Annotated in this window: 23 protein-coding genes and 1 pseudogene; 12 read left to right on the plus strand and 12 right to left on the minus strand. The window is 54.1% G+C overall.

Annotation, left to right across the window (positions count from 1 at the left end):
• Positions 1 to 15 precede the first annotated feature (15 nt).
• Positions 16 to 585: an LOG family protein gene (locus BS29_RS02065; protein ID WP_229955538.1), complete on the minus strand. Its 570-nt coding sequence runs from the start codon at positions 583 to 585 to the stop codon at positions 16 to 18.
• 163 nt (positions 586 to 748) lie between these two features.
• Between BS29_RS02065 and BS29_RS02070 the strand changes: the two genes are divergently transcribed.
• Both BS29_RS02070 and BS29_RS02075 read left to right on the plus strand, forming a co-directional pair.
• On the plus strand, positions 749 to 1390 hold the full coding sequence (locus tag BS29_RS02070; protein ID WP_229955540.1) for a queuosine precursor transporter: 642 nt from the start codon (positions 749 to 751) through the stop codon (positions 1388 to 1390).
• Positions 1387 to 2175, plus strand: coding sequence for a hypothetical protein (locus BS29_RS02075; RefSeq protein ID WP_229955542.1), 789 nt, complete (start codon positions 1387 to 1389; stop codon positions 2173 to 2175). Before BS29_RS02070 ends, BS29_RS02075 begins: the two co-directional genes overlap by 4 nt.
• Here the strand turns inward: BS29_RS02075 and BS29_RS02080 are convergent.
• The 5 genes from BS29_RS02080 to BS29_RS02100 all read right to left on the minus strand — a co-directional run bounded on the left by BS29_RS02080 (position 2172) and on the right by BS29_RS02100 (position 6844).
• Positions 2172 to 2780 carry a nucleotidyltransferase family protein gene (locus BS29_RS02080; protein WP_229955544.1) on the minus strand — a complete coding sequence of 203 codons (609 nt, stop codon included), beginning with the start codon at positions 2778 to 2780 and terminating at the stop codon, positions 2172 to 2174. The two genes, BS29_RS02075 and BS29_RS02080, sit on opposite strands and share 4 nt — an antisense overlap.
• Positions 2777 to 3241, minus strand: a complete 465-nt coding sequence (locus tag BS29_RS02085) for a c-type cytochrome (protein WP_229955546.1) — start codon at positions 3239 to 3241, stop codon at positions 2777 to 2779. The genes BS29_RS02080 and BS29_RS02085 overlap by 4 nt, the downstream gene beginning before the upstream one ends.
• Before the next feature lie 33 nt (positions 3242 to 3274).
• Positions 3275 to 5518: a xanthine dehydrogenase family protein molybdopterin-binding subunit gene (locus BS29_RS02090; RefSeq protein ID WP_229955556.1), complete on the minus strand. Its 2244-nt coding sequence runs from the start codon at positions 5516 to 5518 to the stop codon at positions 3275 to 3277.
• Positions 5519 to 5520: 2 nt separating this feature from the next.
• A complete protein-coding gene (locus tag BS29_RS02095; RefSeq protein ID WP_229955558.1) occupies positions 5521 to 5997 on the minus strand; it encodes a (2Fe-2S)-binding protein in 477 nt (158 codons plus the stop codon).
• A gap of 91 nt (positions 5998 to 6088) precedes the next feature.
• Positions 6089 to 6844, minus strand: a complete 756-nt coding sequence (locus BS29_RS02100; RefSeq protein ID WP_229955560.1) for a hypothetical protein — start codon at positions 6842 to 6844, stop codon at positions 6089 to 6091.
• Between the two features lie 139 nt (positions 6845 to 6983).
• On the opposite strand from BS29_RS02100, the gene BS29_RS02105 reads away from it, so the two are divergent.
• The 9 genes and pseudogenes from BS29_RS02105 (at position 6984) to BS29_RS02145 (ending at position 17228) form a co-directional block, all read left to right on the plus strand.
• Positions 6984 to 7658: a hypothetical protein gene (locus BS29_RS02105; RefSeq protein ID WP_229955562.1), complete on the plus strand. Its 675-nt coding sequence runs from the start codon at positions 6984 to 6986 to the stop codon at positions 7656 to 7658.
• Entirely contained in the window at positions 7655 to 9022 is a 1368-nt protein-coding gene (locus tag BS29_RS02110) for a hypothetical protein (RefSeq protein WP_229955565.1), read from the plus strand. The genes BS29_RS02105 and BS29_RS02110 overlap by 4 nt, the downstream gene beginning before the upstream one ends.
• Positions 9019 to 9975 carry an AAA family ATPase gene (locus BS29_RS02115; RefSeq protein ID WP_229955567.1) on the plus strand — a complete coding sequence of 319 codons (957 nt, stop codon included), beginning with the start codon at positions 9019 to 9021 and terminating at the stop codon, positions 9973 to 9975. Before BS29_RS02110 ends, BS29_RS02115 begins: the two co-directional genes overlap by 4 nt.
• Positions 9972 to 11291, plus strand: a complete 1320-nt coding sequence (locus BS29_RS02120; protein WP_229955568.1) for a DUF58 domain-containing protein — start codon at positions 9972 to 9974, stop codon at positions 11289 to 11291. Before BS29_RS02115 ends, BS29_RS02120 begins: the two co-directional genes overlap by 4 nt.
• 8 nt (positions 11292 to 11299) lie before the next feature.
• Positions 11300 to 12334, plus strand: coding sequence for a stage II sporulation protein M (locus BS29_RS02125; protein ID WP_229955570.1), 1035 nt, complete (start codon positions 11300 to 11302; stop codon positions 12332 to 12334).
• Complete coding sequence (locus BS29_RS02130; protein ID WP_229955572.1) at positions 12331 to 13281, plus strand: RDD family protein; 951 nt, start codon at positions 12331 to 12333, stop codon at positions 13279 to 13281. The genes BS29_RS02125 and BS29_RS02130 overlap by 4 nt, the downstream gene beginning before the upstream one ends.
• Before the next feature lie 152 nt (positions 13282 to 13433).
• A pseudogene (locus BS29_RS02135) lies at positions 13434 to 14661 on the plus strand (acyl-CoA dehydrogenase family protein).
• Positions 14662 to 14695: 34 nt separating this feature from the next.
• The gene (locus tag BS29_RS02140; protein WP_229955574.1) at positions 14696 to 15835 is read left to right on the plus strand and encodes an acyl-CoA dehydrogenase family protein; all 1140 of its coding nucleotides are present in this window, start codon (positions 14696 to 14698) and stop codon (positions 15833 to 15835) included.
• A 94-nt stretch (positions 15836 to 15929) separates the two neighbouring features.
• Positions 15930 to 17228, plus strand: a complete 1299-nt coding sequence (locus tag BS29_RS02145) for a spinster family MFS transporter (protein WP_229955576.1) — start codon at positions 15930 to 15932, stop codon at positions 17226 to 17228.
• Here BS29_RS02145 and BS29_RS02150 read toward each other — a convergent pair whose 3' ends face one another.
• Together BS29_RS02150 and BS29_RS02155 are read right to left on the minus strand one after the other, a co-directional pair.
• Positions 17229 to 17777: a hypothetical protein gene (locus tag BS29_RS02150; RefSeq protein ID WP_229955578.1), complete on the minus strand. Its 549-nt coding sequence runs from the start codon at positions 17775 to 17777 to the stop codon at positions 17229 to 17231.
• A complete protein-coding gene (locus tag BS29_RS02155; RefSeq protein ID WP_229955579.1) occupies positions 17777 to 18517 on the minus strand; it encodes an SDR family NAD(P)-dependent oxidoreductase in 741 nt (246 codons plus the stop codon). The genes BS29_RS02150 and BS29_RS02155 overlap by 1 nt, the downstream gene beginning before the upstream one ends.
• Before the next feature lie 100 nt (positions 18518 to 18617).
• Between BS29_RS02155 and BS29_RS02160 the strand changes: the two genes are divergently transcribed.
• Complete coding sequence (locus BS29_RS02160; RefSeq protein WP_229955581.1) at positions 18618 to 19388, plus strand: SDR family NAD(P)-dependent oxidoreductase; 771 nt, start codon at positions 18618 to 18620, stop codon at positions 19386 to 19388.
• A gap of 8 nt (positions 19389 to 19396) precedes the next feature.
• Here the strand turns inward: BS29_RS02160 and BS29_RS02165 are convergent, their stop codons facing one another.
• The 4 genes from BS29_RS02165 to BS29_RS02180 form a co-directional block, all read right to left on the minus strand.
• The gene (locus BS29_RS02165; protein WP_229955583.1) at positions 19397 to 20359 is read right to left on the minus strand and encodes an XdhC family protein; all 963 of its coding nucleotides are present in this window, start codon (positions 20357 to 20359) and stop codon (positions 19397 to 19399) included.
• A 64-nt stretch (positions 20360 to 20423) separates the two neighbouring features.
• Positions 20424 to 21197 (minus strand): SDR family NAD(P)-dependent oxidoreductase, encoded by a 774-nt coding sequence (locus BS29_RS02170; RefSeq protein WP_229955585.1) that lies wholly within the window; start codon positions 21195 to 21197, stop codon positions 20424 to 20426.
• A 71-nt stretch (positions 21198 to 21268) separates the two neighbouring features.
• Positions 21269 to 23134: a hydantoinase B/oxoprolinase family protein gene (locus tag BS29_RS02175; RefSeq protein WP_229955587.1), complete on the minus strand. Its 1866-nt coding sequence runs from the start codon at positions 23132 to 23134 to the stop codon at positions 21269 to 21271.
• A 1-nt stretch (position 23135) separates the two neighbouring features.
• Positions 23136 to 25193 (minus strand): hydantoinase/oxoprolinase family protein, encoded by a 2058-nt coding sequence (locus BS29_RS02180; RefSeq protein WP_229955589.1) that lies wholly within the window; start codon positions 25191 to 25193, stop codon positions 23136 to 23138.
• Positions 25194 to 25195 lie beyond the last annotated feature (2 nt).

The raw sequence follows: 25195 nt of genomic DNA on the forward strand, positions 1-25195 counted from the left end.
GCGCCCCCGTTGAATTTACCACGTCACTTCCCCGTTCGAACCGGTGTAAGCAGCTGTCAGTTGGTCCAATATTTCATTGATATTATCACTCAAGATTAACTGTTCACGGCGAGCGGAGGACATGAATCCATGGCCCGCCACATTGTCCAGAAATGTTGTGAGGGAATCCCAATAGCCATTAACATTGAGCAGGCCGATAGGTTTCCCGTGATAACCAAGCGCTTTCCATGTCCATGCCTCAAATAGCTCATCTAAGGTTCCGATGCCGCCGGGAATTGCAACAAATCCATCGGTAAGTTCCGTCATCTTCGCTTTGCGTTCATGCATGGATGTGACGACATGCAGTTCGGTCAAGCCAGTATGGGCGACCTCATGGTCTTTCAACATTTCGGGGATGACGCCATAAACTTTGCCACCGCCTTCAAGGACGGCATCGGCGATTATACCCATAAGGCCCAGACGTCCCCCGCCAAAGACGAGGTCGATGTTCCGCTGGGCCATGATTTGGCCCAATGTTTTTGCTGTCTCGGCGAACACAGGGTCCCCCCCAGCGCTTGCGCCACAATAAACCGCTAATCTCTGCACAAATTCCCCTTTGGACCGAACTCTGCCCCCAGATGTGTCTGGCTAGCTAAACCAAAACCCTATTGATTCCTCCCTAGAGGAAAATGACGGAGAGTCACGATTCCTTTTTTCCTGTTTGTTTTTGGTGCTTTTTTTTCCGCCGCGACCGCGCTAGGCAATGAAGATGACAGCGAATTCAGAAACAAAACACATCCCCCGCGGGCTTTTTGTCATTTGCGTTCTCTATGGCGGAATGGCGAGTCTGGCGGGAATTTTGGGCAACAAACTGGTGGCACTTGGGCCATTGGCGGTCGAAGCCGGCATATTTGCTTTTATCCTGCTAGTCGTGCTCGCAGGCGCGGTGGCAGAGGTTTACGGCCGGGCGACGGGCAATCGCATAGTTGTTTTTGGGTTCGTTCCGATAATTGTGTCGATGATATTGATCCAGCTCGTCCTGGCTTTGCCACCCGCTTCGTTCTGGGAAGAGGAAAAGCGTGTTGCCTTTGACATCATATTGAATCAGTCGACCCGGCTCATGTTCGCCGGGATCATCGCTTATGGTACGTCCCAGCTGCTCAACGTTTTTATTATCACGCGGTTGAAAGGAGAGGGAGGCAAGCTTCTTTGGCTTCGAAGTATGATTGCCGGTGTTGTTAGTCAGGCGGTGGATACGGTTATTTTCATCACCGTTGCTTTTTATGGTGTTGCCCCGCTGCTCAAAATCATGCCGGGGCAATTGCTGGCCAAAGTGATATTGTCAGCGGTATTCGTGCCGCCTCTGGTTTATGCCATCGTCCGAATGGCCAAACGACTTGATGCGGAGTGACGGTTTTTCGGCTCTCTTTGTTTAAATGGTCACTATTCGGCTGTTTGGCCTTTATCGCCGCCTGCTCCGCACCTGCCGAGCAGTCTGTTCCGTCCTCTGACGCTAATATTGTTACAATTGTTGGAGCGATCCATGGGCAGCATCGCCGTAGCACAGTTTTTTCGCTGGACGTTTTGCGCGCAGCGATCACAAAATTTGATCCTGATATTGTCATGGTCGAGCTGCCAACTGAACGCTATGCCAAAGCATCCGCGAATTACGAGAAATTCGGCGAAGTCAGGGAGAGCCGCGCTGACGACTTTCCCGAATTGACCGGCGTCATTTTTCCGCTGCAGCAAGACTTGGGATTTGAGATGATTCCGGTAGCGGCCTGGACACAGAAAATTGCTGATGACCGCCGAGCCGCATTAGTGAAGCTGGAAAATGACCCAGCTCGCGCCAAAGATTGGGCGGCGCACCAAGTGGCTAACCAAGCCTATAGCCGGGCCGTAAGCGGACGTTCTGATGATCCAATTTTCATCCATAGCGAGGCTTATGACAAAGCCGTGAAATTGCGACAGGAAACCTATGAGGCGCTGTTCGGCAATGATCTTGGCCCCGGTGGTTGGAAAAATATCAATGCTGCTCACTACGCGATGATTAGCGAGGCACTGGATGGTTTGAAGGGCCAGCAAAAGCGTATTCTCATCTTATATGGCGCCTGGCATAAATATTGGTTTCTGGAGCAATTGGAGAGACGCGGCGATATTCAACTTATCGATGGCGCAACATTGTTTGCGGATTAAGTTCGTGGTGCTTTCCGGTTTTCGATTTCCAAAGCTTCAAGCGTGTCGATATCCAACAAACCACCATCATTTTCCGGCACAAGATGCGCTGTTTTCAAGAGCCGTTTGGCACCCTGATCTCCTCGTATATCTTTAAGGGTGGCAAATTGACTGGAAGGAAAAAGCACAGGCGGCATGGCTGAGCCTTTGTCGGATGATGCCACCACTTTTCCCCCGCCAGATGCCTGAAAGGCTTCTGACAATTTCACCATGTGCAACGAGGTAATGAATGGCATGTCGGCCAGGCAAATACACAGCGCCGACGCATGGCATGCCGTGGCCTCGTGCGCCGCTTGTGCAACGGACGTGGATTGGCCATCAACGGCACGATCATTGACGACAATCTTGTAGCCCAAATCTTGCCAACGCGCCGCGCAGGCATGTTCTGCGCTGGATACGATGACCACATGATGATCAAATGATACGCTCGCCAATGTCTCGGCAGCATGCAGGCCTAACATTTTGCCGTGCAAGAGGGCCGTCAGCTTATCCTCATTGACAAATCGGCGGGACTGGCCTGCCGCAAGCAGCGCCAACATGATCCCGTTGCCAACTGTTTCACTCAATTGGCAGAAGCGTCTTCAATATAGGCGATGATTGCTTCCCGTCGCCCCGCATCGGTGATCGCGCCAGCCATCATGGTCGTGCCGGGGACTTTAGCAGCCGGATTGGCAAGATAACTATCTAGCTCTTCCTTGGTCCAGATAATACCTGAGGATGCCATAGCATCAGAATATTTGAAGCCATCGACACTCGCAGCAGCCCGACCAATAACGCCATAGAGATTGGGGCCGATGCGATTGGGGCCGCCTTGTTTAACCACATGACAAGCGACACAAGTGTTGAAGGCCGCTTTGCCCGCCGCAACCAAACTGTCGGCTGTCTCGTCGGCTGATGCAGGCGCAGCGGCATCTTTACCGGATTCACGCACAACAATCTGTTCGGTAGGCTCAGGTGCGGGATCCGAACCACAAGCTGCCAACAAAATTACTGCCATAAGCGCGGACGCGCGAAAAACTGCTCTCATCAATCTATCCTTTAAATATCAGCACGAGTGGCTTTAGGCGAAATCTTGCTTGCTCAAAGGCAGTTCGCGAACACGTTTGCCCGTGGCAGCAAAGATCGCATTGGTAACAGCTGGCGCAAGCGGAGGCAATCCGGGTTCGCCCGCTCCGCCCAAACGTTTGTGATCGCCATTGATTATAGCCACTTCCACTTCCGGCATTTCGTTGATCCGCAAGATGGGATAATCATGGAAATTACTCTGCTGAACAGTGCCTTCTTTGATCGAGATCTCGCCATAAAGCGCAGCGGTCAGGCCGTAAGCGATGCTGCTTTCCATCTGAGCAGCAAAGCCATCGGGATTAACGGCAAAGCCCGGATCGGCAGCAACATAGATCTTTTTCACCTTTGGTTTCTTGCCGGTCATATCGACCTCTGCCACCTCGGCCACAATCGTGCCAAATGACGGGACAAAGGCAATGCCACGGCCATGGCCGTCGGGAAGCGGTTTATCCCAACCCGCCATTTCGGCAGCCTTGTCCAAGACCTTCAAGTGGCGCGGCGAACTGGCAAGCAGCTCGCGGCGGAATGCATAGCCATCCTTGCCAGCGGCATGCGCCATTTCATCAACAAAGCTCTCGATGAAGTAACCATGCTGGCTATGGTCGACCGAACGCCATGGGCCAAAGCGCAAATGGGTTGGTACATCGATTTTCCGAATCCTGTGATTGGCAATTTCATAATAGGGCACTGTTGGCGCCTCTTGCGGATCGAACAGATGCGTATGGATATTGCTCCAGCTCACGGCTTTCCCGTTCTCGTCGAGACCGCCCTGGAAACGGCTGGTTGCCGATGGGCGATAATGATCCTGCATCGTATCTTCTTCACGCGACCAGATCATTTTGACCGGATATTTAGTAGCCTTGGCAATACGGGTGGCCATGATAATCGCGTCATTTTCTGACCGCCGTCCGAAACCGCCGCCGAGATAAGCATTGTGATAGGTCACGTCATCTGTATCGATGCCCAATGTGTCAGCTGCCGCTTTGCGGGCCATCAATGGCGCTTGGTGGCCGGACCAGACGTCACATTTTCCATCGCGCACCCATGCTGTACAATTCATCGGTTCCATCGTGGCATGAGCGAGGAAGGGCACTTTATATTCGGCTTCAACCTTGGTTGCCGCACTCGCAAAAGCTTCCATAACGTCGCCTTGCTCGGTCTCGACATCTCCGCCATCGTTGCCAGCTTCGTCCAATACCGTCGCATAGCGGGCGAACAGGGCGTTCTGATCCAGCGTGTCGCCTTCTGTTTTGGAATATGTTGCGTCGATCGTGCCGAGTGCTTGCTCTGCCTGCCAATAGCCGTCGGCGACCACGGCGATAAAGTCACCCATGTTCAGGATTTGCAAAACACCGGGCATGGTTTTGGCGGTATCGACATTCATCGATTCCACCGTGGCACCGACTACCGGTGCAGCTCTTACAGCGGCATATTTCATACCTGGCAAGTCCGCATCTATGCCAAAAATGGCAGCACCCTTCGATTTATCGGGAATATCATGGCGGGCCATAGCCTTGCCCATTAACTTATAGTCTTTGGGTGATTTCAGCTTGGGCTTGTTCGGAAGGTCCTGTTCCGCTGCAGCGGCAGCAAAATCGGCAAATGGCGCCGATTTGCTGCTTTTGTCGTGCAGGATCATGCTGTTTTCGGCGCGCAGTTCACCAGCAGGAACATTCCATTCCTCGGCTGCCGCAGCGATCAGCATTTCTTTTGCAGCCGCTCCGGCTACCCGCATGGCGCGTTGTCCGGTTCCGCGAACCGAAAAGCTGCCGCCGGTAATCTGTAGATTCAACGCTGTGGCGAGTTGCAGGAAGCTGCCCCCAACTGTGGGTTCCAATATCGCAGGAACTTCAAGGTCAGGTGCTAGAAATTCGCGGCCAATATCATGAGATACATATTTCTTGTCTGCCGGCGCTTCGAGAATTTTGACTTTGTTCCAATCTGCGTCGAGTTCGTCTGCGAGCATCTGCGCCAGCGAAGTAAAAACACCCTGACCCATTTCAACATGCGGAATGATAGCCGTGACGACATTTTCTGCATCAATCTTGACCCAGGCATTGATCAACTGCTCGCCCTTGCCTTTGGCCAGCATCGGGCTGAGCCGGTCTATCGGATTGCCAGGACGAACAGCAACGCCAACGACGAGCGCGCCGCCAGCCACAACACCGGCGCCAATGAAGGCGCGTCGTGTCCATTTGCCTTTTTTGGGCTTTGGCTCAGAAATCTTCGTGTCTGCCATGATCAAGCCTCCTGCGCTTCTGTAGAGACGCCCGCGGCGGTCTTGATGGCCTTGCGTATTCGCACATAGGTTCCGCAGCGGCAGATGTTGCCAGCCATGGCGGCATCAATCTGTTCATCCGTGGGATTTGGATTATTCTTTAACAGAGCAGTGGCCGACATGATTTGGCCCGATTGGCAATAGCCGCATTGCGCAACTTGCTGATCAACCCAAGCTTGTTGGACTTTGCTGAATGTACCGTCTTCTGCGGCCAAGCCCTCGATTGTTGTAATGGCTTTGCCATCGGCTTCGGAAACTGGTGTTGAACAGGAACGGATAGGCTTGCCATCTAGGTGCACGGTACAGGCCCCGCAAAGAGCTACACCGCAGCCGAACTTGGTCCCCGTCATTTTCAGGTTTTCACGCACCACCCACAATATCGGCGTTGCCGGGTCGACATCGACCTCTCTCGCCTGACCGTTGACGTTCAGTGTAATCATGGAAGCCTCACCCGTTGAAATTCGATATCGATATGCAACTTATAGCTGATGGTCAGGCTTTCGCCAAGTGGCACGATAGGACAGTGTCTATTCAGGCAAATATATCGGACAGTGTATCGGTAAAAGGACCTTCTTTAACCGTACGCAATTCTACATAAAGAGCCGCAACGCCGGCCGCTTGTACAGCGGCAATAGCTGTTTCCGCGATAATGGTGACGAAAACTGATGCGATGCTGTTAAAGAAACCCAATCCTTCCGCCATGCCGGATAGCATACCTGATGCGATCATGAAGATGATCATCAGCAGGAACATCATGCCCTTTGACCCTGAGGCGAGTTCTGCGCTGCGTTTCAGAGAGTCCATGATCCCGCGATTTTCGACAACCATGACCGGTGCGGCAACCATCCACATGAGGAACAAGATCACACCGGGCACAATGAACAGGAAAAGCCCTAATATGATGCCCAGCAACGACAAAATTGCCAATCCGATTAGTGGTAGAAAACGCTTCATCGCTTCGGCAAAACAAAGGCCGATATCGACATGCTGATTGCGCATGTCCCGAATGGTAGCCACAATTAGCATCGCTTGCAGCAAGATCGTCAAAGTGAAATAGACGATGAACATACCCGTGCCAGCGAAGGCAAATGTCAGCCAATAACTCTCGATATCGGCGAACATTTCATCCAAAAATAGAGCAGCAAGCCCATCGGGGTTGAGAGCAAAAAACTGCATCAAACCGTAGGGCATTCCTGCGATGAGCAGTGACAGACCAAGAAAGACAATAGGATGCCGGGATATAACCGTGAAGGTGGCAGTCATCACACGGCCGATATCAAATGTCATAAAGTTGGTGCCCCTGTTTTTCTGGCAGGTTTATCCTCTTTGCCATCGGCTCTGTCAATTGGACCGTCGCTGGTGTGCCGCTTTTTGACAGCCAATCTTCACTCTTGCTCCGGCTTCCGGTTTCTGCGACATCGTATCGGTGGCAAAAGACGCGATAGTACAGGGTGATAACGAGAACGCTTCCTTTGATGCCGCGTGGAAAGACGTGCGCGCTGATGAAGAAATTCAGTTCACCAATATCAAACCGGAACCGCCAGAAGAACCACCTGAATGGTGGACTGACTTCCTAAATTGGCTGGGTGACGTGCTTGGCCCGGTTGCCGAGGCAGTGGTTGCTGCATGGCCGGTCCTTCGCATATTTTTGCTGGTGCTGTTGGCAGCAGGGGTGCTGACTTTGCTTTGGGTCATATTGTCACCTTATTGGGAAGAATGGCGGAACCGTAAGCCCAAGCAGGTCGAAGAATGGCGACCTGAAGAAACTGCTGCGCGGCAGTTGCTGGAAGAAGCCGATGCGCTGGCTGATCAGGGGCAATTTAATGAAGCCGCGCATCTCCTTCTGTTTCGCAGCATCGAGGATATTGAAAAGCGCCGCCCGGATTTATTGCGCCCATCCAATACGTCTCGCGAAATCGAACGCTTTGAAAGCTTGCCCGAAACCGCAAGGGCAATGTTTGCTGTTATTGCTGGGCATGTTGAACGTGGTATATTTGCCGCGACACCGATTGGTGAAGAAGGATGGGCTGCGTCACGTAACGCTTATGGTGAGTTTGCCCTGGCTGACAGTTGGCGCAAACCAAAGGCTGGCGCGAAATGAGTGTCCAATCCAATCCCTTTAAGCGCACAACAATCATCATCATGTTCGCTATCGGTTTTGCGGCCTTTGTCGCATTGCTTTATGGCTTGGGGGCGGGCGACCGGCTGTCTTCCGGCAATAATGGCCGGGCGCATGGGGCCTCGAACAGTCTGGTCGGCTACAAAGCTCTGGCCGATCTTTTGGAAAAAACCGGGCGCGATGTGCAATTGTCGCGCAGTGCGGCTGGTATCGACGAGCCCGGTTTGCTGATTGTTACGCCCAATGCCTATGCCGAAGCGGACAAGCTTGCCGAGGTTATACAAGAGCGCGCCTATGTCGGGCCAACGATGATCATCCTGCCAAAGTGGAATGTCGCAACAACCAATCTTGTCGGAATGGAATCGAGAAAGGGTTGGGCGCAGCGCCTCGGCACCGTTGCCAGTGATTCTGGCGTAAAGATGTTGAGCGAGATTGTGGACGTCGAGCTGCAGACAATTGGTCCGGAAGAAGATAGCCAAGCGGAGAGCAGTGAAAACAATTCTGCGGTTGCAGTGGGAAGACCGTCTGTGGATTCCGAATTCAACCCATCCGAAATTGCCAGTTCCGCTGTTGGTGATCCGATTCCCCTGCCAGAAATTCATATTACGATGACCGGTGATTATGTTCGCAATATTGTCGAGGATCCGGAAAACGGAGAGTCGTTGATCGCCTATGTCGATGATGGCGGCGTTTATGAAAATCTGGAAAGTCTTGATCCATCTCAGATTACGGCCGACGATGAAATAGACACAGCATTTTATCCGGTCGTCATCGTGGCTGATGCGGATCTGATGAACAATACCGGGATGGGCAATGAGCGGGTTGCGCGCCACGCCTATGATCTGATCACCGCGCTTGAGGCACAGACGGATGGTCCGATCATTTTTGACCTTACGTTCAACGGACTGGGTTCATCGGACAACCTTTTGACTCTGGCTTTCAAGCCGCCATTTTTGTCGGCAACCATCTGCCTGATCATTGCCGCATTAGCAGCGGCCTGGATGGCTTTTAATCGTTTCGGACCACCTGTGCGTGAACAGCGCAGCATAGATTTTGGCACGACGGCTCTGGTCAACAACAGCGCGGGTTTCATTCACCGGATGCAGCGCGAACGCTTGGTCGCTGATCCGTATGGCGAAATGATCCGCAGCGAGGCGATCAATGCTCTTGGGCTGTCCCCAGCTTTGGATCGAGAGGAGCTGGATCACAAACTGGATATGCTTGGCGAGGTAAACGGGAACCGGTTCTCAGCATTATTGTACAATCTCAATCAGGCCCAAAATTCTCGCGAAACTGCTGACCATGCAGCAGCGCTCTATAATTGGAAAAAGGAACTCATCGGATGAATATCGGCGAATTGAAGACACTGGCAGACAACATCCGAGCGGAGGTCGCCAAAGCGATTGTCGGACAGGAGGAAATTGTCGATCATATGCTGATCGCCCTTTTTTCCTCTGGTCATGTGTTGCTGGAAGGGCCGCCAGGAACAGCCAAAACATTTTTGGCTCAGTGTTTTTCGGCGACCCTTAGCCTCGACTTCGGCCGTATTCAGTTCACGCCCGATCTAATGCCGGGCGATATTGTTGGTTCTAACCTTTTCAACTTTCAGACAAGCACATTCACGTTGACCCGTGGGCCGATATTTTGCGACCTTCTGCTCGCTGACGAAATCAATCGGACCCCGCCCAAAACCCAGGCCGCCATGCTGGAAGCCATGCAGGAACGCGCCGTGACTATCGATGGTGAAACGCATGACCTGTCATCTCAGTTCATGGTGGTTGCCACGCAAAATCCAATCGAACAGCAAGGGGTCTATCCGCTGCCTGAAGCACAACTTGATCGTTTTCTGTTCAAGCTGCTGATCGAATATCCCGATGCAGAAGAAGAGAAGAAAATTGTGAGCCAATATGGCGAGCGTATTGGAGCGCCAGAACCAGAGCAGTTCGGGATCAGCGCACAAGTTGATGAAAAAACCCTCATCGCGGCATCAGAGGTCGTTAAATCGGTCAAGCTGGTCGAGGACGTAACCGACTATATCGTCCGGTTGGTCCGCGCTACGCGAGAGACAGCTGATTTGGAAAATGGCGCTAGTCCGCGCGCTGCCATCATGCTGGCTACCGCAGCGCGTGCGCGGGCTGCTATATCTGGCCGCGACTATGTCGTTCCGGACGATGTAAAGGCATTGGCACCATCCGTGTTGCGCCACCGGACGATCTTGTCACCGGCAGCGGAGATTGAAGGGCGTCAGGTGGACACGATTATCGAAGCTCTGGTAGAACGAACGGAAGCACCGCGTTGATCTACCCCACCGCCCGGGCTGTTTTCCTGATCGCTGTTGGCGCACCAATTGCGGCTGTGCTCGCGGCCATCATGCCCAATCTCTGGGCCATCGGGATCGCTTGGGCTGCGATGTTAATGTTACTTTTGTTTGTCGACGGTTTGATCGCAGCCAAGGCTGGCAGCGTTCAGCTGACGGTCCCTAAGACGACGGAAATCGGCGCGCCATTGGAACTTCATGTTCAAGCCAAATTTGCCGGATTAATGGCCCCGCATTTGGTAAGCGGAAGCCTGGGCGTTGATGGTCGGTTGTCCGACAATGGCCAAGTCGCGTTTACGCTGAGTAGAGCCGAGCCACAGGACCGAATCTATAGTGGCGCGGCAACAACGAGAGCGAGCCGCCGCGGGACCGGAGATATTGGTAAACTCTGGCTGCGCTGGAAGGGACCGTTGGGGTTGGCCTGGCGCCAAACTTCCAAGAAGAGCGATCAATCGATCGCGGTTATGCCTAATATTTCGGCCGTGCGCAGCCCAACCGTTCAGATGTTTTTACGCGATTCCATCTTTGGCCTTCTGGCTCGTAAGTTTCGCGGTGAAGGAAGTGAGTTTGAAGCACTAACCGAATATCAGCCCGGGATGGACCGGCGTAGTATTGATTGGAAAGGTTCGGCGCGGCACAGCAAATTGCTTGCCAAGGAATATGATACGGAGCGGAACAATCAGATTGTCTTCGCACTGGACTGCGGTTCAGCCATGTGTGAACCGATTGATGGTTTGCCGCGCATCGATCGCGCCGTATCTGCCGCGCTGCTGACCGCTTATGTTACCCTGAAATCCGGCGACAAAACTAGCCTGTTCAGTTTTGCCGCAAAACCCGAACTGTCGACGCCTTTCCTGTCTGGCAGTCGAAATTTCTATCGCTTGCAACAGGATGCGGCGGCAATTGATTATAGACATCAGGAAAGCAATTATACTTTGGCTTTATCTGCACTTTCCAATCGTTTGCAACGGCGCTCGCTGATCATTATTTTCACCGATTTTACCGATCCGACCAGCGCCGATCTGATGCTGGAAGCGGTAGCGCGTTTGATTGACAAGCATCTCGTTCTGTTTGTGGTCCTGGAAGATGAAGAACTCTCAGAGTTTATCAAAAAGGAACCGGAAGATGCAGAAGATGTGGCACGCAGCGTCACGGCGCAAAGCTTGCTGGAGCAAAAGAAGCTGGTGGTCACGCGTCTGCAGCATATGGGTATTGATGTCATCGAAGGAGCGCACAAGGATATCGGCACGCGTTTGATCAATAGTTACCTCAAGATCAAACGGCGCGGAGCAATCTGATGGCCAATATGGCAACAGATCTCACAGCCGAGCAAGCTATAGAAAATGCGGCTCTGAAAAGTGATCGCTTCCGGTTGGAACGAGAAGCGGACTGGATGCGGCTGGAAGACATTGTTACCAAGATGGAGAAGGGCAAGGCACGGCAATTGAGCGATGACGATGTATTGGCGCTTCCCACACTCTATCGAACTTTACTGTCTAGCCTGTCGATCGCGCGTGAAAGCTCGCTTGACGCTGGGCTAATCGACTATCTTGAGGGCTTGTCACTGCGGGCCTATTTCATGGTTTATGGGACGCAGACCAGTTTTGGGCAGTGGCTTAAAGGCTTTTTCGGCGGCGGTTGGAGCCAATCGATCCGTGAAATAAAGCTTGATATCTGGATCGCTCTATTTGTCATGATTGCGGGAACGCTGATTGGCTATGTGCTGGTCGCGGGGGACAGCGATTGGTACTATGCGCTTGTTCCCGGTAATTTCGCCGATACACGAGTGCCAGGCGCCAGTGAAGCGGCGCTGCGCGAAACCTTGTTCAGTACCGAAGATCATGATGGCCTGGGAGTGTTCGCGGCCTATTTGTTCAGCAACAACGCCCAGGTTGCCATTCTGGCTTTTGCACTGGGTTTTGCTTTTGCGGTGCCGAGCATATTGTTGCTCATCCACAATATGGCGCTTCTTGGAGCCATGGTTTGGGTGTTTGCGCAGCGCGATTTGACCGTTGAATTTATCGGCTGGCTCTCGATTCACGGGACGACAGAGTTGTTCGCCATATTATTGGCGGGCGCAGCCGGTATACATGTCGGACGTTCGATTGCTTTTCCTGGTGCCAAATCGCATTTGAAAGCGGCCAGCGATGCCGGTAAGCGCGCGGCTCTGGTGATGGCGGGTGTCGTGATCATGCTGATTTGCGCGGGATTGCTGGAGGGATTTGCCCGCCAACTCATCAATGATACTGGCCTGCGCTATCTCGTTGGTGGAGCCATGCTGACATTTTGGTTGGTCTATTTCTTCGCCTTTGGCCGAAACCGGGTGGAGGAACGCCCATGACCAGCACGACAACAGATCCTTGGATCAGGCGGTCAAACAATACCAAGTTAGACCGGATCATGGTGTCGCCGGAAGGGGTCCCGCTTAACGTTACAGTGGCAACGGCCGGTGCGCGTGCTGGTGCATTGACACTGGATATCATCATCATATTGGGCCTGATCCTGGGGGTGACCTTGTTGGGCTTTCTAGCTCTGTGGGGTTTTGAGGCAGCTTTTGATGACAATATCGTGCTGGAGGAAAGTGGCCCACTCAGTGTTGTAGCGGTTCTTTGGATCATTTCGGTATTCTTATTTCGAAATGCCTATTTCCTATATTTTGAACTGGGAGATCGGGCTGCTACCTGGGGGAAACGCGCCGTCGGTATCCGGGTCGCCGCACGCGACGGGGGCCGGTTGACAGCGGAAGCCGTGATCGCTCGCAATATTATCCGTGACATCGAATTGTTTTTGCCTTTGGTATTCATCTCGTCCGGTGAAGCGGATGGATCGATGAGCGACTTTACGGCCTGGGCTGGATTTCTCTGGGTGCTGATGTTCCTGCTCTTCCCATTGTTCAATAAAGACAGATTGCGTTGTGGCGATCTGATCGCCGGAACATGGGTGATTCAGAATGTGAAGCGGAATCTGGATGGTGTTGTCGCGCCATCAGCAGAACTTTCGGCAGATCCCACTACGGGTAAGACCACCAGCCGTTATGAGTTTTCCGACGCCGATCTATCAGTATATGGTGAGTTCGAGCTTCAGACGCTGGAAAGCGTGCTGCGGACCGGGACGGATGAAGCGCTTGCAACAGTAACCGCTTCGATCTGTAACAAGATTGGTTGGGAGCCTGGCAGCGGAGATGAGCGGATATTCCTGGAAGCATATTATACGGCGCTGCGTGCGAAACTGGAGCGCGGTATGCGGTTCGGAAAAAGACGCAAAGACAAATTTTCTCAAGACATTTAATGAGTCGATTAAATCACCGGACGCAATTCCGATTGTGAAATGCCGCCGGACCGCGGCTTGCCGTAGCGTCACCTGCTACGGTCTTTAGATCAGCTTGTTTTCTGCGGTTTTTGGCGTATGTTGCGGCCAAATTCATCATTGGAGAGTCGGTCATGAACCTGGAGTTCACTGCAGAAGAAAAAGCTTTTCGCGACGAAGTGCGCAGCTTTATCGAAAATAATTATCCTCAGAATATCGAACGTGCGGCGGTTCAGGACGACATGAGCCCTGAAGACATGACAGCATGGCATAAAATTCTGGGTGAGAAAGGGTGGTCGGTTCCGGCTTGGCCAGAGCAATATGGCGGAACCGGCTGGACGCCGACACAGCGTTATATCTGGTCGGAAGAAAATGCACGGGTCAATGCAGTCATGCCGCTGCCATTTGGTGTCGCGATGGTCGGCCCGGTTATTTACACATTCGGCAATGAAGAACAGAAAGCCAAACATCTGCCTGGCATTCGCAGCGGCGATGTGTGGTGGTGTCAGGGCTATTCCGAGCCGGGTGCCGGGTCTGACCTTGCCTCATTGAAAACCACGGCTGTGCGCGACGGTGATGACTATATCATCAATGGTCAGAAACGGTGATGACTATATCATCAATGGTCAGAAAACATGGACTACCCTCGCGCAACATGCCGATTGGGGCTTTTTCCTGTGTCGTACGGATCCCGACGCTGCCAAGCCGCAGGAAGGCATCAGCTTCATTCTGGTCGACATGAAAACTCCCGGCATTGAAGTGCGTCCGATCAAGCTGATCGACGGGGGTTACGAGGTCAACGAAGTGTGGCTCACTGACGTGCGTGTGCCTGCGGAAAATCTGATTGGCGAAGAGAATAAGGGCTGGACCTACGCGAAGTTCCTGCTGGCGCATGAGCGTTCCGGCATTGCTGGTGTGGCGCGTTCCAAACGCGGTGTCGAGCAGCTGAAAGAAATTGCCACGCATGAGCTGCTCGACGGTGAGCCGCTGCTTCAGGACATGGGTTTTGCAACCAAGATCAGCCAGCTCGAAATTGATCTTGCGGCGCTGGAAATTACCGAGCTGCGGACGCTCGCCGGTGAGCAGGCAGGCAAGGGACCAGGACCGGAAAGTTCGCTGTTGAAAGTGAAAGGCACGGAAATCCAGCAGCGCCTGACCGAATTGACGCTGGAAGCAGTTGGCCATTACGGCACGCCTGATTTCCGCAGCTTTCCGGCCGATGGGTCGAATGACTTCCCGATCGGTCCGGACTATGCACACAGCGCGGCTCCGACCTATTTCAACATGCGCAAGACTTCGATCTATGGGGGATCGAACGAGATTCAGCGTAACATCATCACCAAAATGGTCCTCGGGCTTTAGATCCAACCCGCAAATATAATAAGAAAGCGAAACTATGGATTTCAATTTTTCTGACGAACAAAATATGGTTCGTGACGGTATTTCCCGGCTTGTTCGGGAACAATATGACTGGGATACACGCCGTGCCGTGATCTCTAGCGAATCTGGCTGGCGTCCCGAATTCTGGGCGCAGCTTGCCGAATTGGGCATGCTGGCAGCCCCATTTTCCGAAGAAGATGGCGGCTTTGGTGGCGGCGCAGTGGAAACCATGCTGATCATGGAAGAATTTGGCAAAGGCCTAGTGGTCGAGCCTTTCATTCCAAGCGTGGTCTGCGCGGGTGGTTTCCTGAAACATGCCGGAACCGCGGCGCAGAAAGAAGAATATCTCAGCGCGATCATCGCCGGCGAAAAGGTTTTTGCTTTCGCCTATGCCGAACCGCAGGGCCGCTATGATCTGGCCAATCTGACAACCACGGCGAAAAAAGACGGCGACGGATACACACTTAACGGTCACAAGGCCGTCGTGATTGGTGCGCCTTGGGCGAGTCATTTCATGGTCACCGCGAGAACCTCTGGCGGACAGACGGATGCAGGCGGTGTATCGGTGTTCATCGTTGCCAAGGACGCCGACGGCGTCAGTCTGCGTGACTATGCAACTGTCGATGGTCGCCGCGCATCGGAAGTCTATTTTGAGAATGTTTCAGTCTCGGCGGATACCCTGATCGGAGAGCTCGACAACGGCCTGCCATTGATCGAGACGATTGTTGATGAAGCGACAGCGGCGGTTTGTGCTGAAGCCACTGGCGCGATGCAGGTGACCCATGCGATGACACTGGAATATGCAAAGCAGCGTAAGCAATTCGGCGTGCCGATCAGCAGCTTCCAGGTGCTCCAACACCGGATGGTTGATATGTTCATGGAATATGAGCAGTCGATCTCCATGTCTTATCTCGCGACGATCAAACTTGCCGAAGACGAAGCGGCCCGCAAACATGCGGTTTCATCTGCCAAGGTCCGCATCGGACAATCGGCGCGCTTTGTCGGTCAGTCGGCGGTGCAAACCCATGGCGGCATGGGCGTGACGGATGAAACGGCGGTTGGCAGCTATTTCAAGCGATTGTCGATCATCGAAAGCGAATTTGGCAGTGTCGATCATCATATGCGGCGGCACGTCAAACTGTCTGCGACTACCTAAAACACACAACAAAGCCCTATCATAAAAGGGGGTGCGGCCACTCTGGCTGTGCCCCCTTTTTCACGTTATCCCTCTCCCATAGGGAGGGATAAGCATGGTTCAGCAATCTGCCGCGGTGCCCGGAAGCAAGCCCGGTAACATGTACCGCTATTATATCCTGTTTGTGATGATGCTGACCTACATGTTCAACATCACGGATCGCATGGTCATGTCGATCCTGATCGAGGACATAAAGGCGGACTTTGTTCTGACCGACACGCAAATTGGCCTGTTGGCTGGCACGGCCTTCACTCTTTTCTATGTGCTTCTCGGGATACCGGCAGGACGGTTGGCTGATCGCACCAATCGCAAGAAAATGATCTCTATTGCAGTGAGTCTCTGGAGTCTGATGACCGCATTATGCGGCGTAGCAACAGGTTTCTGGACACTGTTTCTGGCGCGTCTAGGTGTCGGTGTGGGGGAGGCAGGCGGCAATCCCCCGGCCATTTCAATCCTCACCAACTATTTCCAATCCCATGAGCTTTCCAGGGCAATGGGAATATTTTCCATCGGTGCGGTGTTGGGGCCCGTGGTGGGTTTTGTCGCGGGCGGGTTGCTAGCGGAAACCTATGGCTGGCGCTGGACATTCATCATATTGGGACTGCCAGGCATTTTGCTCGGCCTGCTCATTTACCTCACCGTGCGCGAACCCGATCGCAGCCAATTTGCCGCCGGGGACAAGGAAAAGGCGGAGACGCAAGAACCCTTTGCAACAACCATGGCCTCGTTGTGGAAAAACCGTGTTTTCACGCGCGTGGCACTGGCCAACGCATTGGCGGTCACGGCCTCTTATGCCTTTGCGATCTGGCTTGCGCCGATCCTGATCCGCAATTTTGAGATTCCGGTTTCACAGGTTGGCATATATCTGGGGCTTGCCTGGATCATTGGCGGTGTGCCCAGCATGATTTTGGGAGGCTATCTGACCGACTGGCTCGCCACGAGAAACCCGAAATGGCGGGCCTGGTATTGTGCCATTGTGGTGCTTCTTGCCTTGCCCCTTTTGTGTCTGTGCCTGCTGACGGACAATCTCGTACTGGCCTTGGTGCTCTATGCGCTGGGCTATGGTGTGCACACATCTACCCAGGGTCCTGCCATCGCCATGATGCAGGCATCCGTTTCACCAACCGAACGCGGTACCGCCTCCTCCATAGCCAGCTTGTCAGCAACTTTTCTGGGCTATTTTATCGGGCCAGCTGTGGCCGGAGCGATGAGTGATCGGTTGGCGCCGGATTATGGCACGCTGTCGCTCAATTACGCGGTCATCGGCATTACGATATTAAGCCTCACCCTGGCGATACTGGCTTATCTCTATGCCGCCAGAGCGGTGCCCGACACGCCACCCAAAGCAGCCTGATCAGCGTTCCACCATGATCCACCACCCGCTAAAGGGGCGGGGCTTGTCGCCATGTTCCGGATAGCTAAGATGTCCGTCAATCCGATAACCGCCATAGTCATAGCGCAGTTCGGGAATCGGACTTTCTGGCTCAAATAACACACGATAAGGGCGGCCACGATGTTCGACTTCACCCGATGTGTCTCTATATTCCAAAAGACCGCGATATTCTCTGCCATCAGACATCTGCAACACGGCAGCGCTGGCGCAACGCTCCGGCGGAAAATCCATCGCCTTGTTTAGCGGGGTGTCATCAACAGCCAATATCATCCAATGGGCTGTTTCGTTCTTCTCCGCCTGGGTGCCAGTCATGGTCAGAATGCGGAATATATCGCCAGACCGCGACAAGCCGATTTGCTCTTTTTCGGTAAGCGGCTTGCGGTTTCCGCAATCGGTTGAGGCGCTATATTGATCATAGCGATAGCCTTCACTACCCGCCGCTTGTCCCGGTCCGGCCATCGCGAGCCCCAATAAAATCGACCCGGCAATCATGGTCTTGCCGCGAACCATTATAACAACAATCCGCCGTCTGCGATCAGCGTCTGCCCCACAACATAGCTGGCCAGCGGTGATGCCAGAAACAGTGATAGCCCTGCCATATCTTCGGGATCGCCAATACGGCCAACCGGAATATTGCGGATGGTCGCATCGCGCCGTTTCGGATTTTCCGTTGTCACCGCCGTCATCTTGGTGGCGATAAGGCCCGGTGCAATGCCGTTCACGCGGATGCCATCCGGGGCCCATGCTTTGCCTAGCGTTCGGGTCAATCCCATGGCCCCGGTTTTCGACGCATTATAGGCCGGGTTACCAACGGTTGCGTGAAAGGCAGCGGTCGAGCTGATAATGATCAGCGAGCCGCTGGCTTCTTTGAGCAGATCATGAAACTGGCCGGCAAAGGTCATCAGGCTGTTGAGATTGACCTGGATCACCTTGGCAAAATTTTCCGGTTCAAATTCCTGCCGCTTGTAAAGCACCATACCCTGCGAACAGATCAGCACATCGAGACGATCAAACGTCTGGCGATAGGCGGCAATAGCTGCGTCATCGGCAGCATTGACCTGCGCATAGTGAAGGCCTTCCAGATCAGAGCCTTCATTCTTGGAATAATCATCCGGTCCTGCGCGTGTGCCCGTGACGTGGACGGTTGCGCCGCATCTGCGAAAGGCCTGTGCCGTGGCATTACCAATGCCGCTGGAACCGCCAATGACGGACACTATTTTGCCTTCATAATTCAAAGATGCGTCGATCATGTCTATCCTCTTCCCTTTGCCCCTATGCAAAGCGATATTGGCCGAGCCGAAGGCGATGGTCTAGAGCCTATTGTGATAACGCAAAATCCAGAGGACAGATATGGACATTCCCTTCTCACTAGCGGGCCGGACCGCGCTGATCGCCGGAGCATCTTCGGGGCTGGGTGCCCATTTTGCGGAACTGTTCGGCGCGGCCGGGGCCAATGTCGTGCTGGGTGCGCGGCGTACAGATCGCACGGCAGAAGTAGCGGAAAAAATAGTCGTGGCAGGCGGCAATGCGCTGGCTGTACCGCTGGATGTCACCGATGAAGCATCGGTTGTCGCGGCCTATGATGCCGCCGAAGCAGAATTTGGGGTTGTCGACACGATTATCGCCAATGCCGGTGTTAGTGCCGCAGGGCGGTCGACCGATGTGTCTTTGGACCGTTTGCAGGTTCTTGTCGGCACGAATTTTACTGGTGTCTATCTGGTTGCCCGGGAAGGGGCTAAACGGCTCATTGCCAATGACAGCCGGACCAAGGAAAATGGCCGGATCACGATCATCGGGTCGATCACATCACGGCTGACAGGAGAGGGCGATAGCGCCTATGCCGCGAGCAAGGCGGGTGTGACCCATCTGGGCCGGAATCTTGCGCGTGAATGGGTGCGGCAAGGCGTGAATGTGAACACCATCCATCCCGGCTATATCGCGACGGAGATTCAGGGTGATTGGTATCAGACCGAAGGCGGTCAGAAACAAATCGCGGGTTTCCATCGGCGGCGTCTGCAGGACATGGCGTCGCTTGATGCGATGATGCTCTATTTCTCATCCGATGCCTCACAGTCTGTGACCGGTTCGGACATGGTTGTGGATGACGGCCAATCTCTTTGAGGCATTCGCTATAGTGCGATAGTACCATGGGTGCGGCTGAACCGGCTGTGATAGGTTTCGATAATTTCTGTCAGTGTGGATAGCGCGAGTGTCGCCGGATCGCGCGTGGATGGGATGATGCCTATTGGTGCTTTCATGCGTTTGATGTCTTCGTCGCTGACGCCAATGGCGTTGAGCAAAGCCTTGCGCATGTCGTGGGTTTTGAAACTGCCCATGGCGCCGATGTAAAAGGCCGGGGATGCCAGCGCCTGTTTCATCAGCTCGGCTTCCCAATCATGATCGTGGAAATAGAAGATGCAGGCGGTCCATGGATCAGCCTGATAGAGATCGGTCGCCGCCGGTGTCTTGAGCAGGCTAGCGGTTCCGCCTTGTCCGGTGACACGCGCCACGATGTCGGCATCAGGAGTCAATATTTCGCAGTCGAGGCCATAGGATGCCGTGAGATTGGCGAGATTCTCCACCACTGCGCCATGGCCAAGGATCACGATTTTCGCAGGAGGGACATGATTGACATGAACCCATGATCCTGCGCTGATAACAGCTTGATCCTGTTCGGCTGGCGTACAGCTTAGCGCGCCCGTCTCGCGATCCATGCTGATCGTGAAGGGCTGTCTTTCCATGACTGCATCATATAGTTCTGCTGCAACGCGCGCATCGGGCAAAGGCGTAAATAGCAAATCAATGCCGCCACCGCAGGGAAGGCGAATGTCGAGATAGGGCGATCCGGCGCCAAAGCGGACTTTGCGCGGGGCACCTTCGCTGATGCAATCCACCGCCTCCGCGATGACCGCAGTTTCAATGCAACCACCGGAAAAGGAACCTGCTGCGCTGCCATCCGTAGCGACCGCCATATGCGCCCCGGGATTGCGGGTGGAGGCGCCAGTGACCGCCGTCAATGTCACGAGAGCACAGTCCAGACCGGCCTCGGTCTTGTCTTTCAGAAACTGGAATATCGGAAATATATTGTTCAAGCGCGCCGCAATCTATTGTTTCAAAGATGCTAGCGCAGTTTGGATGATGCCTGCAATGTTTCGTTTAGCGCCCGCCGGTGACGAACAGGCACTGGCCGGTCACCCAGCTGGCAGCCGGAGAGGCCATATAGATTACGGCTGCGGCAATATCTTCCTCCGTGCCATAGCGTTGCAGAGGGATGCCGATATGCTTGAGCAGTTTCTCGCGGTCATCCTCGGACTTTATCCCCATGGATTCATCAAAATTCTCGGTCGGGATCGGGCCAGGCGCCACCGCATTGACGCGGATTTTCGGCGCGAGTTCAAGCGACAAAGTACTGGTCAGGCTATTCACGGCCGCTTTGGATGCGCCATAGGGGCCGTTTTTAATCTGCCCGCCAAAGGAGGTGCGGGATGAGGTGTTGATAATCACGCCGCCATCATCCTTCATATGTTTCGCGGCAACGACAGCGCCCATCCAGACGCTTTTGAGATTGAGATCAATTTGCGCGTCCCAATTGGCTTCCGGCGTTTTGGTCAGATAGCGCGGCGTGCCATCGGGCAATCCGCCAGCATTGCTGACCCAGATGCTGAGCTTGCCGAGTTCTGCAACCGTGCGTTCTGCCAGATGTTCGAGCGCCGCCATATCGGTGACATCAGTGGCGACCGTAATTGCGCGGCGGCCGAGTGCGCGGATTTCTTCTGCGACGGCTTCAAGATCGCCGGCAGTGCGGGCGGCGAGCGCCACGTCTGCACCGGCTTCTGCCAGACCCAAGGCGATCGCGCGCCCAATACCTTTGCCCGCGCCAGTGACGACCGCGACGTCGCCTTCCAGTTTGAAATTGTCCAAAATGCTCATGTGCAAAGCTCTCCCTTGCCGCCGTGATGATCGGCGGCAAGGGGGAAGTCCACTAACAGAAGCATTGGTTGTTAGGCAGCGGCATGTCCCGGTTGCACGGGCGCTGGCAGGCCGGTTTCTTCGACACAATTGGCCCGCAATGTATCGATATCGGGTCCGAAGTTGAACGGACTGTCGGTTTCGGTGATCCGGCTTGCCATATCAGCGCGTAACCTTTCCGTGGCAGCAGCGTCAACTTTCCCGTCATCCGCGATGACCACGCCATATTCGCGCGCGCCATCGACCGTGACCAGACCTTGGCGGATTTCCAGGGCTACCAGCTCGGGATCGCGTTCCAGTGGGCTCCCCCAACCGCCACCGCCCCAGGTGATGAAGTGCAACTGATCACCCTCTTCCACGGTGACTTCCTCAACTTTGTTCCCGATGATGGTGCTGCTGCCATCCTCTTTCTCCAGAATTTTCCGCGCCCGCTTGCCCGGCTCACCACCATTCACACCCCATGGCGGCACGAACCAGCGGTCATCATGGATGGAAATCGTACCAGCAGCGAGGAAACGATAGCTCAGATAGATACCGTTGCCGCCGCGATGCAGTCCCGCACCACCGCTATCCGGCGCCGTCTCATAGCGCTCGATCCGCAGCGGGAAGTAGCGCTCAAGAAACTCATTCGGTACATTGGTAAAGCCGGGCCATAACGAATGACCATCCGGTCCATCACCCAGCGGCCGTCCCGGTATACCGCCAAAACCAATCTGAAAGAGCTGAAACCAGTCACCTTTCTTGTCATTGCCGGAATAGAACAGATGAGGCGAGGATGAGAATCCTGCGGCATTGAGGAATTCCGGCGTCTTCTGGCCCAGTAACCCGCCCAAGATGTCGAAAATCCGCCCTAACGCATGGGTACGACCCGATAATGCTGCCGGGAATTTCGGCTTGAGTAGAGAGCCTTCTGGAATCCTTACATCAATGAGATCATAAAACCCGTCATTGAACAGGATTTGCGGGTCGAAAACCATGATCATGTAGATGCCAAAGAACATCTTGAACATATTCTCGTTCAGGAAGAAGTTAATGGAAGCGCCACTTTGTGGATCGGTCCCCTCAAAATCGAGGATAACCTTGTCGCCGTCCCGCCACATCGTGCACTTTATCTTGTAGGGACCGGCACCAATGCCATCGTCACAAATATAATCTTCAAAGCTCACCGGCTCTTCACCAATCGCCTGACCAATCAACGTTTTCATCGCGCGATGATTGCGGGCGAGCAGTTCCTGCGTTGCTGAAACATAGACATCATCGCCGAACCGTTCTGCCATCTCTATGACCCGGCGGGCGGCTACGCGGCAGGATGCGATAATCGCGTTGATATCCGCCTGGCACCAGTCTGGCTTGCGTGTCTGGTGCATGACGAGCTTCATCAGGTCTTCGTTATATTCGCCCTTTTTCCAGATTTTTACCGGCGGAATCCGGACGCCTTCTTCAAAAATGGACTTCGCATCAATCGGCATCGAACCGACGACCTTGCCGCCAATGTCAGACTGATGGCCAAACATTGCGGTATAGGCAATCAACCGGCCATCCTTGAATATCGGCAGCAATATAAGCCAGTCGTTATTGTGGCTGACCGCGCCTTCGCAGCTATAGGGATCGGACAGGAAAATCATGTCACCATCTTCGAGCGTCCCATCAAACTGTTCCAGGAAACCACCGATGAAACTGCCGAATTGGCCGACAATCATCTTGCCGGTGTGATCGGCAATGAGCGGAAACGCATCGCCCTGTTCCCTGATGCCAGGAGACATCGCCGTGCGAACCAGTGTCGCGTCCATTTCAATGCGCGCATTACGCAGGGCGTTTTCGATAATGTCGAGTGTAACCGGATCAATGTCGATTTTCTCAAACGGCGTGTCATTGGTTTCAATGATTGTTGCAGGCATTTTATTGTCCCTCCGCCAGATTGATAAGGATATTGCCGACTGCATCCACTTCGCCGATACAGCCTGTTTCGATCAGGGTCGTCGAGTCCATCTCCACCACGATCGCCGGCCCAGTTATGACATCACCCTGTTTGAGTTTGGCACGATCGTAAATCGCCCCATCCTGTTCTGCGCCATCCATCCACAATTTATGATCGCGGATTTTGGCATCCGATGGGTCGCCATTACCCTTTGGTAACTCGGCGGCTGGTAAATTGAGTGATTGCCCCAGAGCCACGGCGCGCAGGTTCACAATCTCATGCGGTGTATCCATGTTGAAGGTGAAGAGGCGGTGATGCTCTTCATCAAAGCGGGCCAATATGCCCTCAATCCCATCGCGATCCAGCACTTCCGGTGTGATAGTCAATGGCACCTCAAAAGCCTGTCCGGCATAGCGGACATCGACTTCGAATTCGCTGGTAATGTCTGCTTCCGCTACGCCATCAGATAGCAATTCCGCACGGGTTTGATCGGCCATTTCCTTCAGGATCGCGATCAGCTCGGATGCGTCCGTTGTGGTTGCAAGGCGAGAGAAAGAGCGCGCCGTTTCTGTGCGCATCCGCGTTGTCGCATCGCCCAAGGCACACAGCACACCGGGAGATACCGGTGATACTGCTGGCCAACTGCCCATCAGCTTGGCAACCGCGTTAACGTGCAGCGGCCCTGCTCCGCCAAAACCCATTAGGGCAAAGTGGCGCGGATCATAGCCTTGTTGGACAGAGATCATCCGCAGCGCGCCGAACATATTCTCATTCACAATATCAATAATACCGCGCGCCGCCGCCATCAGGTCAATACCAAGCGCATCGGCGATTTTTTGAACCGACTTTTTGGCACCCTCACGGTCCAGTTGGAAAGAGCCACCGAGCAGGTTTTCGGGTAGATAACCAAGTACAACATTGGCGTCGGTAACCGTTGGCTCTTCACCGCCCTTGCCATAGGCAACCGGTCCCGGCACCGCGCCAGCCGATTGCGGACCGACGCGCAAAGCGCCGGTTAATTCCGGCACATAGGCAATCGAACCGCCGCCAGCGCCGACTGTTTTTACGTCCAGCGAAGAAGCGCGTACAGACAAATGGCCGACCTCGGTTGTCCGAACCCGGCGCGGTTCCAGATTTTCGATAAGCGCCACGTCGGTCGAGGTCCCCCCGACATCAAGTGTCAGGATGTTTTTCAAGCCTGCATTTTTCGCAACCCAGACCGCGCCGGTTACGCCGCCAGCTGGACCGGACATCAGAATATTGACCGGATGCTCTTCCGCCTTTTGCGAAGACATCAGGCCGCCGTCTGATCGCAACAGTGAAAAGCGACCCGCCATTCCTGCATCAGCCAGCTTGGACCGCAGGTTGGATACATAATGACCGACAACTGGCCGAACCGCCGCATTGGCAACCGTGGTCAGCGTGCGCTCATATTCCTGCATTTCAGGCAGCACTTCGTGGCTTAACGAATAGGGTATCTCCGGCATTTCAGCCGCGACCATTTCGCCGATCCGACTTTCATGCGCACCATTAGTATATGCGTTCATCAGGGAAACTGTGACCGCCTCGACGCCTTGGTTTTTCAGATGGGTGATGGCTTCGGAAACGCTGCTCTCATCCAATGGCCGCACTTCGTTGCCATCGGCATCCATGCGTTCCTTTACGGTGACGGTGTTCTCCAGCGCCGCCAAGGGTTGCGGTTTTGGCCAGATAATCCAGGCTGCCAGACCGCCGGGTACAAAACTCCGAGCGATCTGCATGATATCGCGATAGCCCTCGGTGGTGATCAGGCCAACTTTCGCGCCTTTGCCTTCCAGCACCGCGTTGGTGGCGACGGTTGTACCGTGTAGAAAATATTCAATCTCGCTGGCTTGCACATCGGCATCGGCGCAAATCGCGTTCACACCGTTCAAAATACCTTCAGAACTATCATGGGGCGTAGACGGCGTTTTGGTGCGCCAGAATTGTCCGGATTGATCGTTGAACAGCAATAGATCGGTAAAGGTTCCCCCGACATCAACGCCTAGTCGATACCCCATAT

This window comes from Parasphingorhabdus litoris DSM 22379, from assembly GCF_020906275.1.
Taxonomy (GTDB): Bacteria; Pseudomonadota; Alphaproteobacteria; order Sphingomonadales; family Sphingomonadaceae; genus Parasphingorhabdus; species Parasphingorhabdus litoris.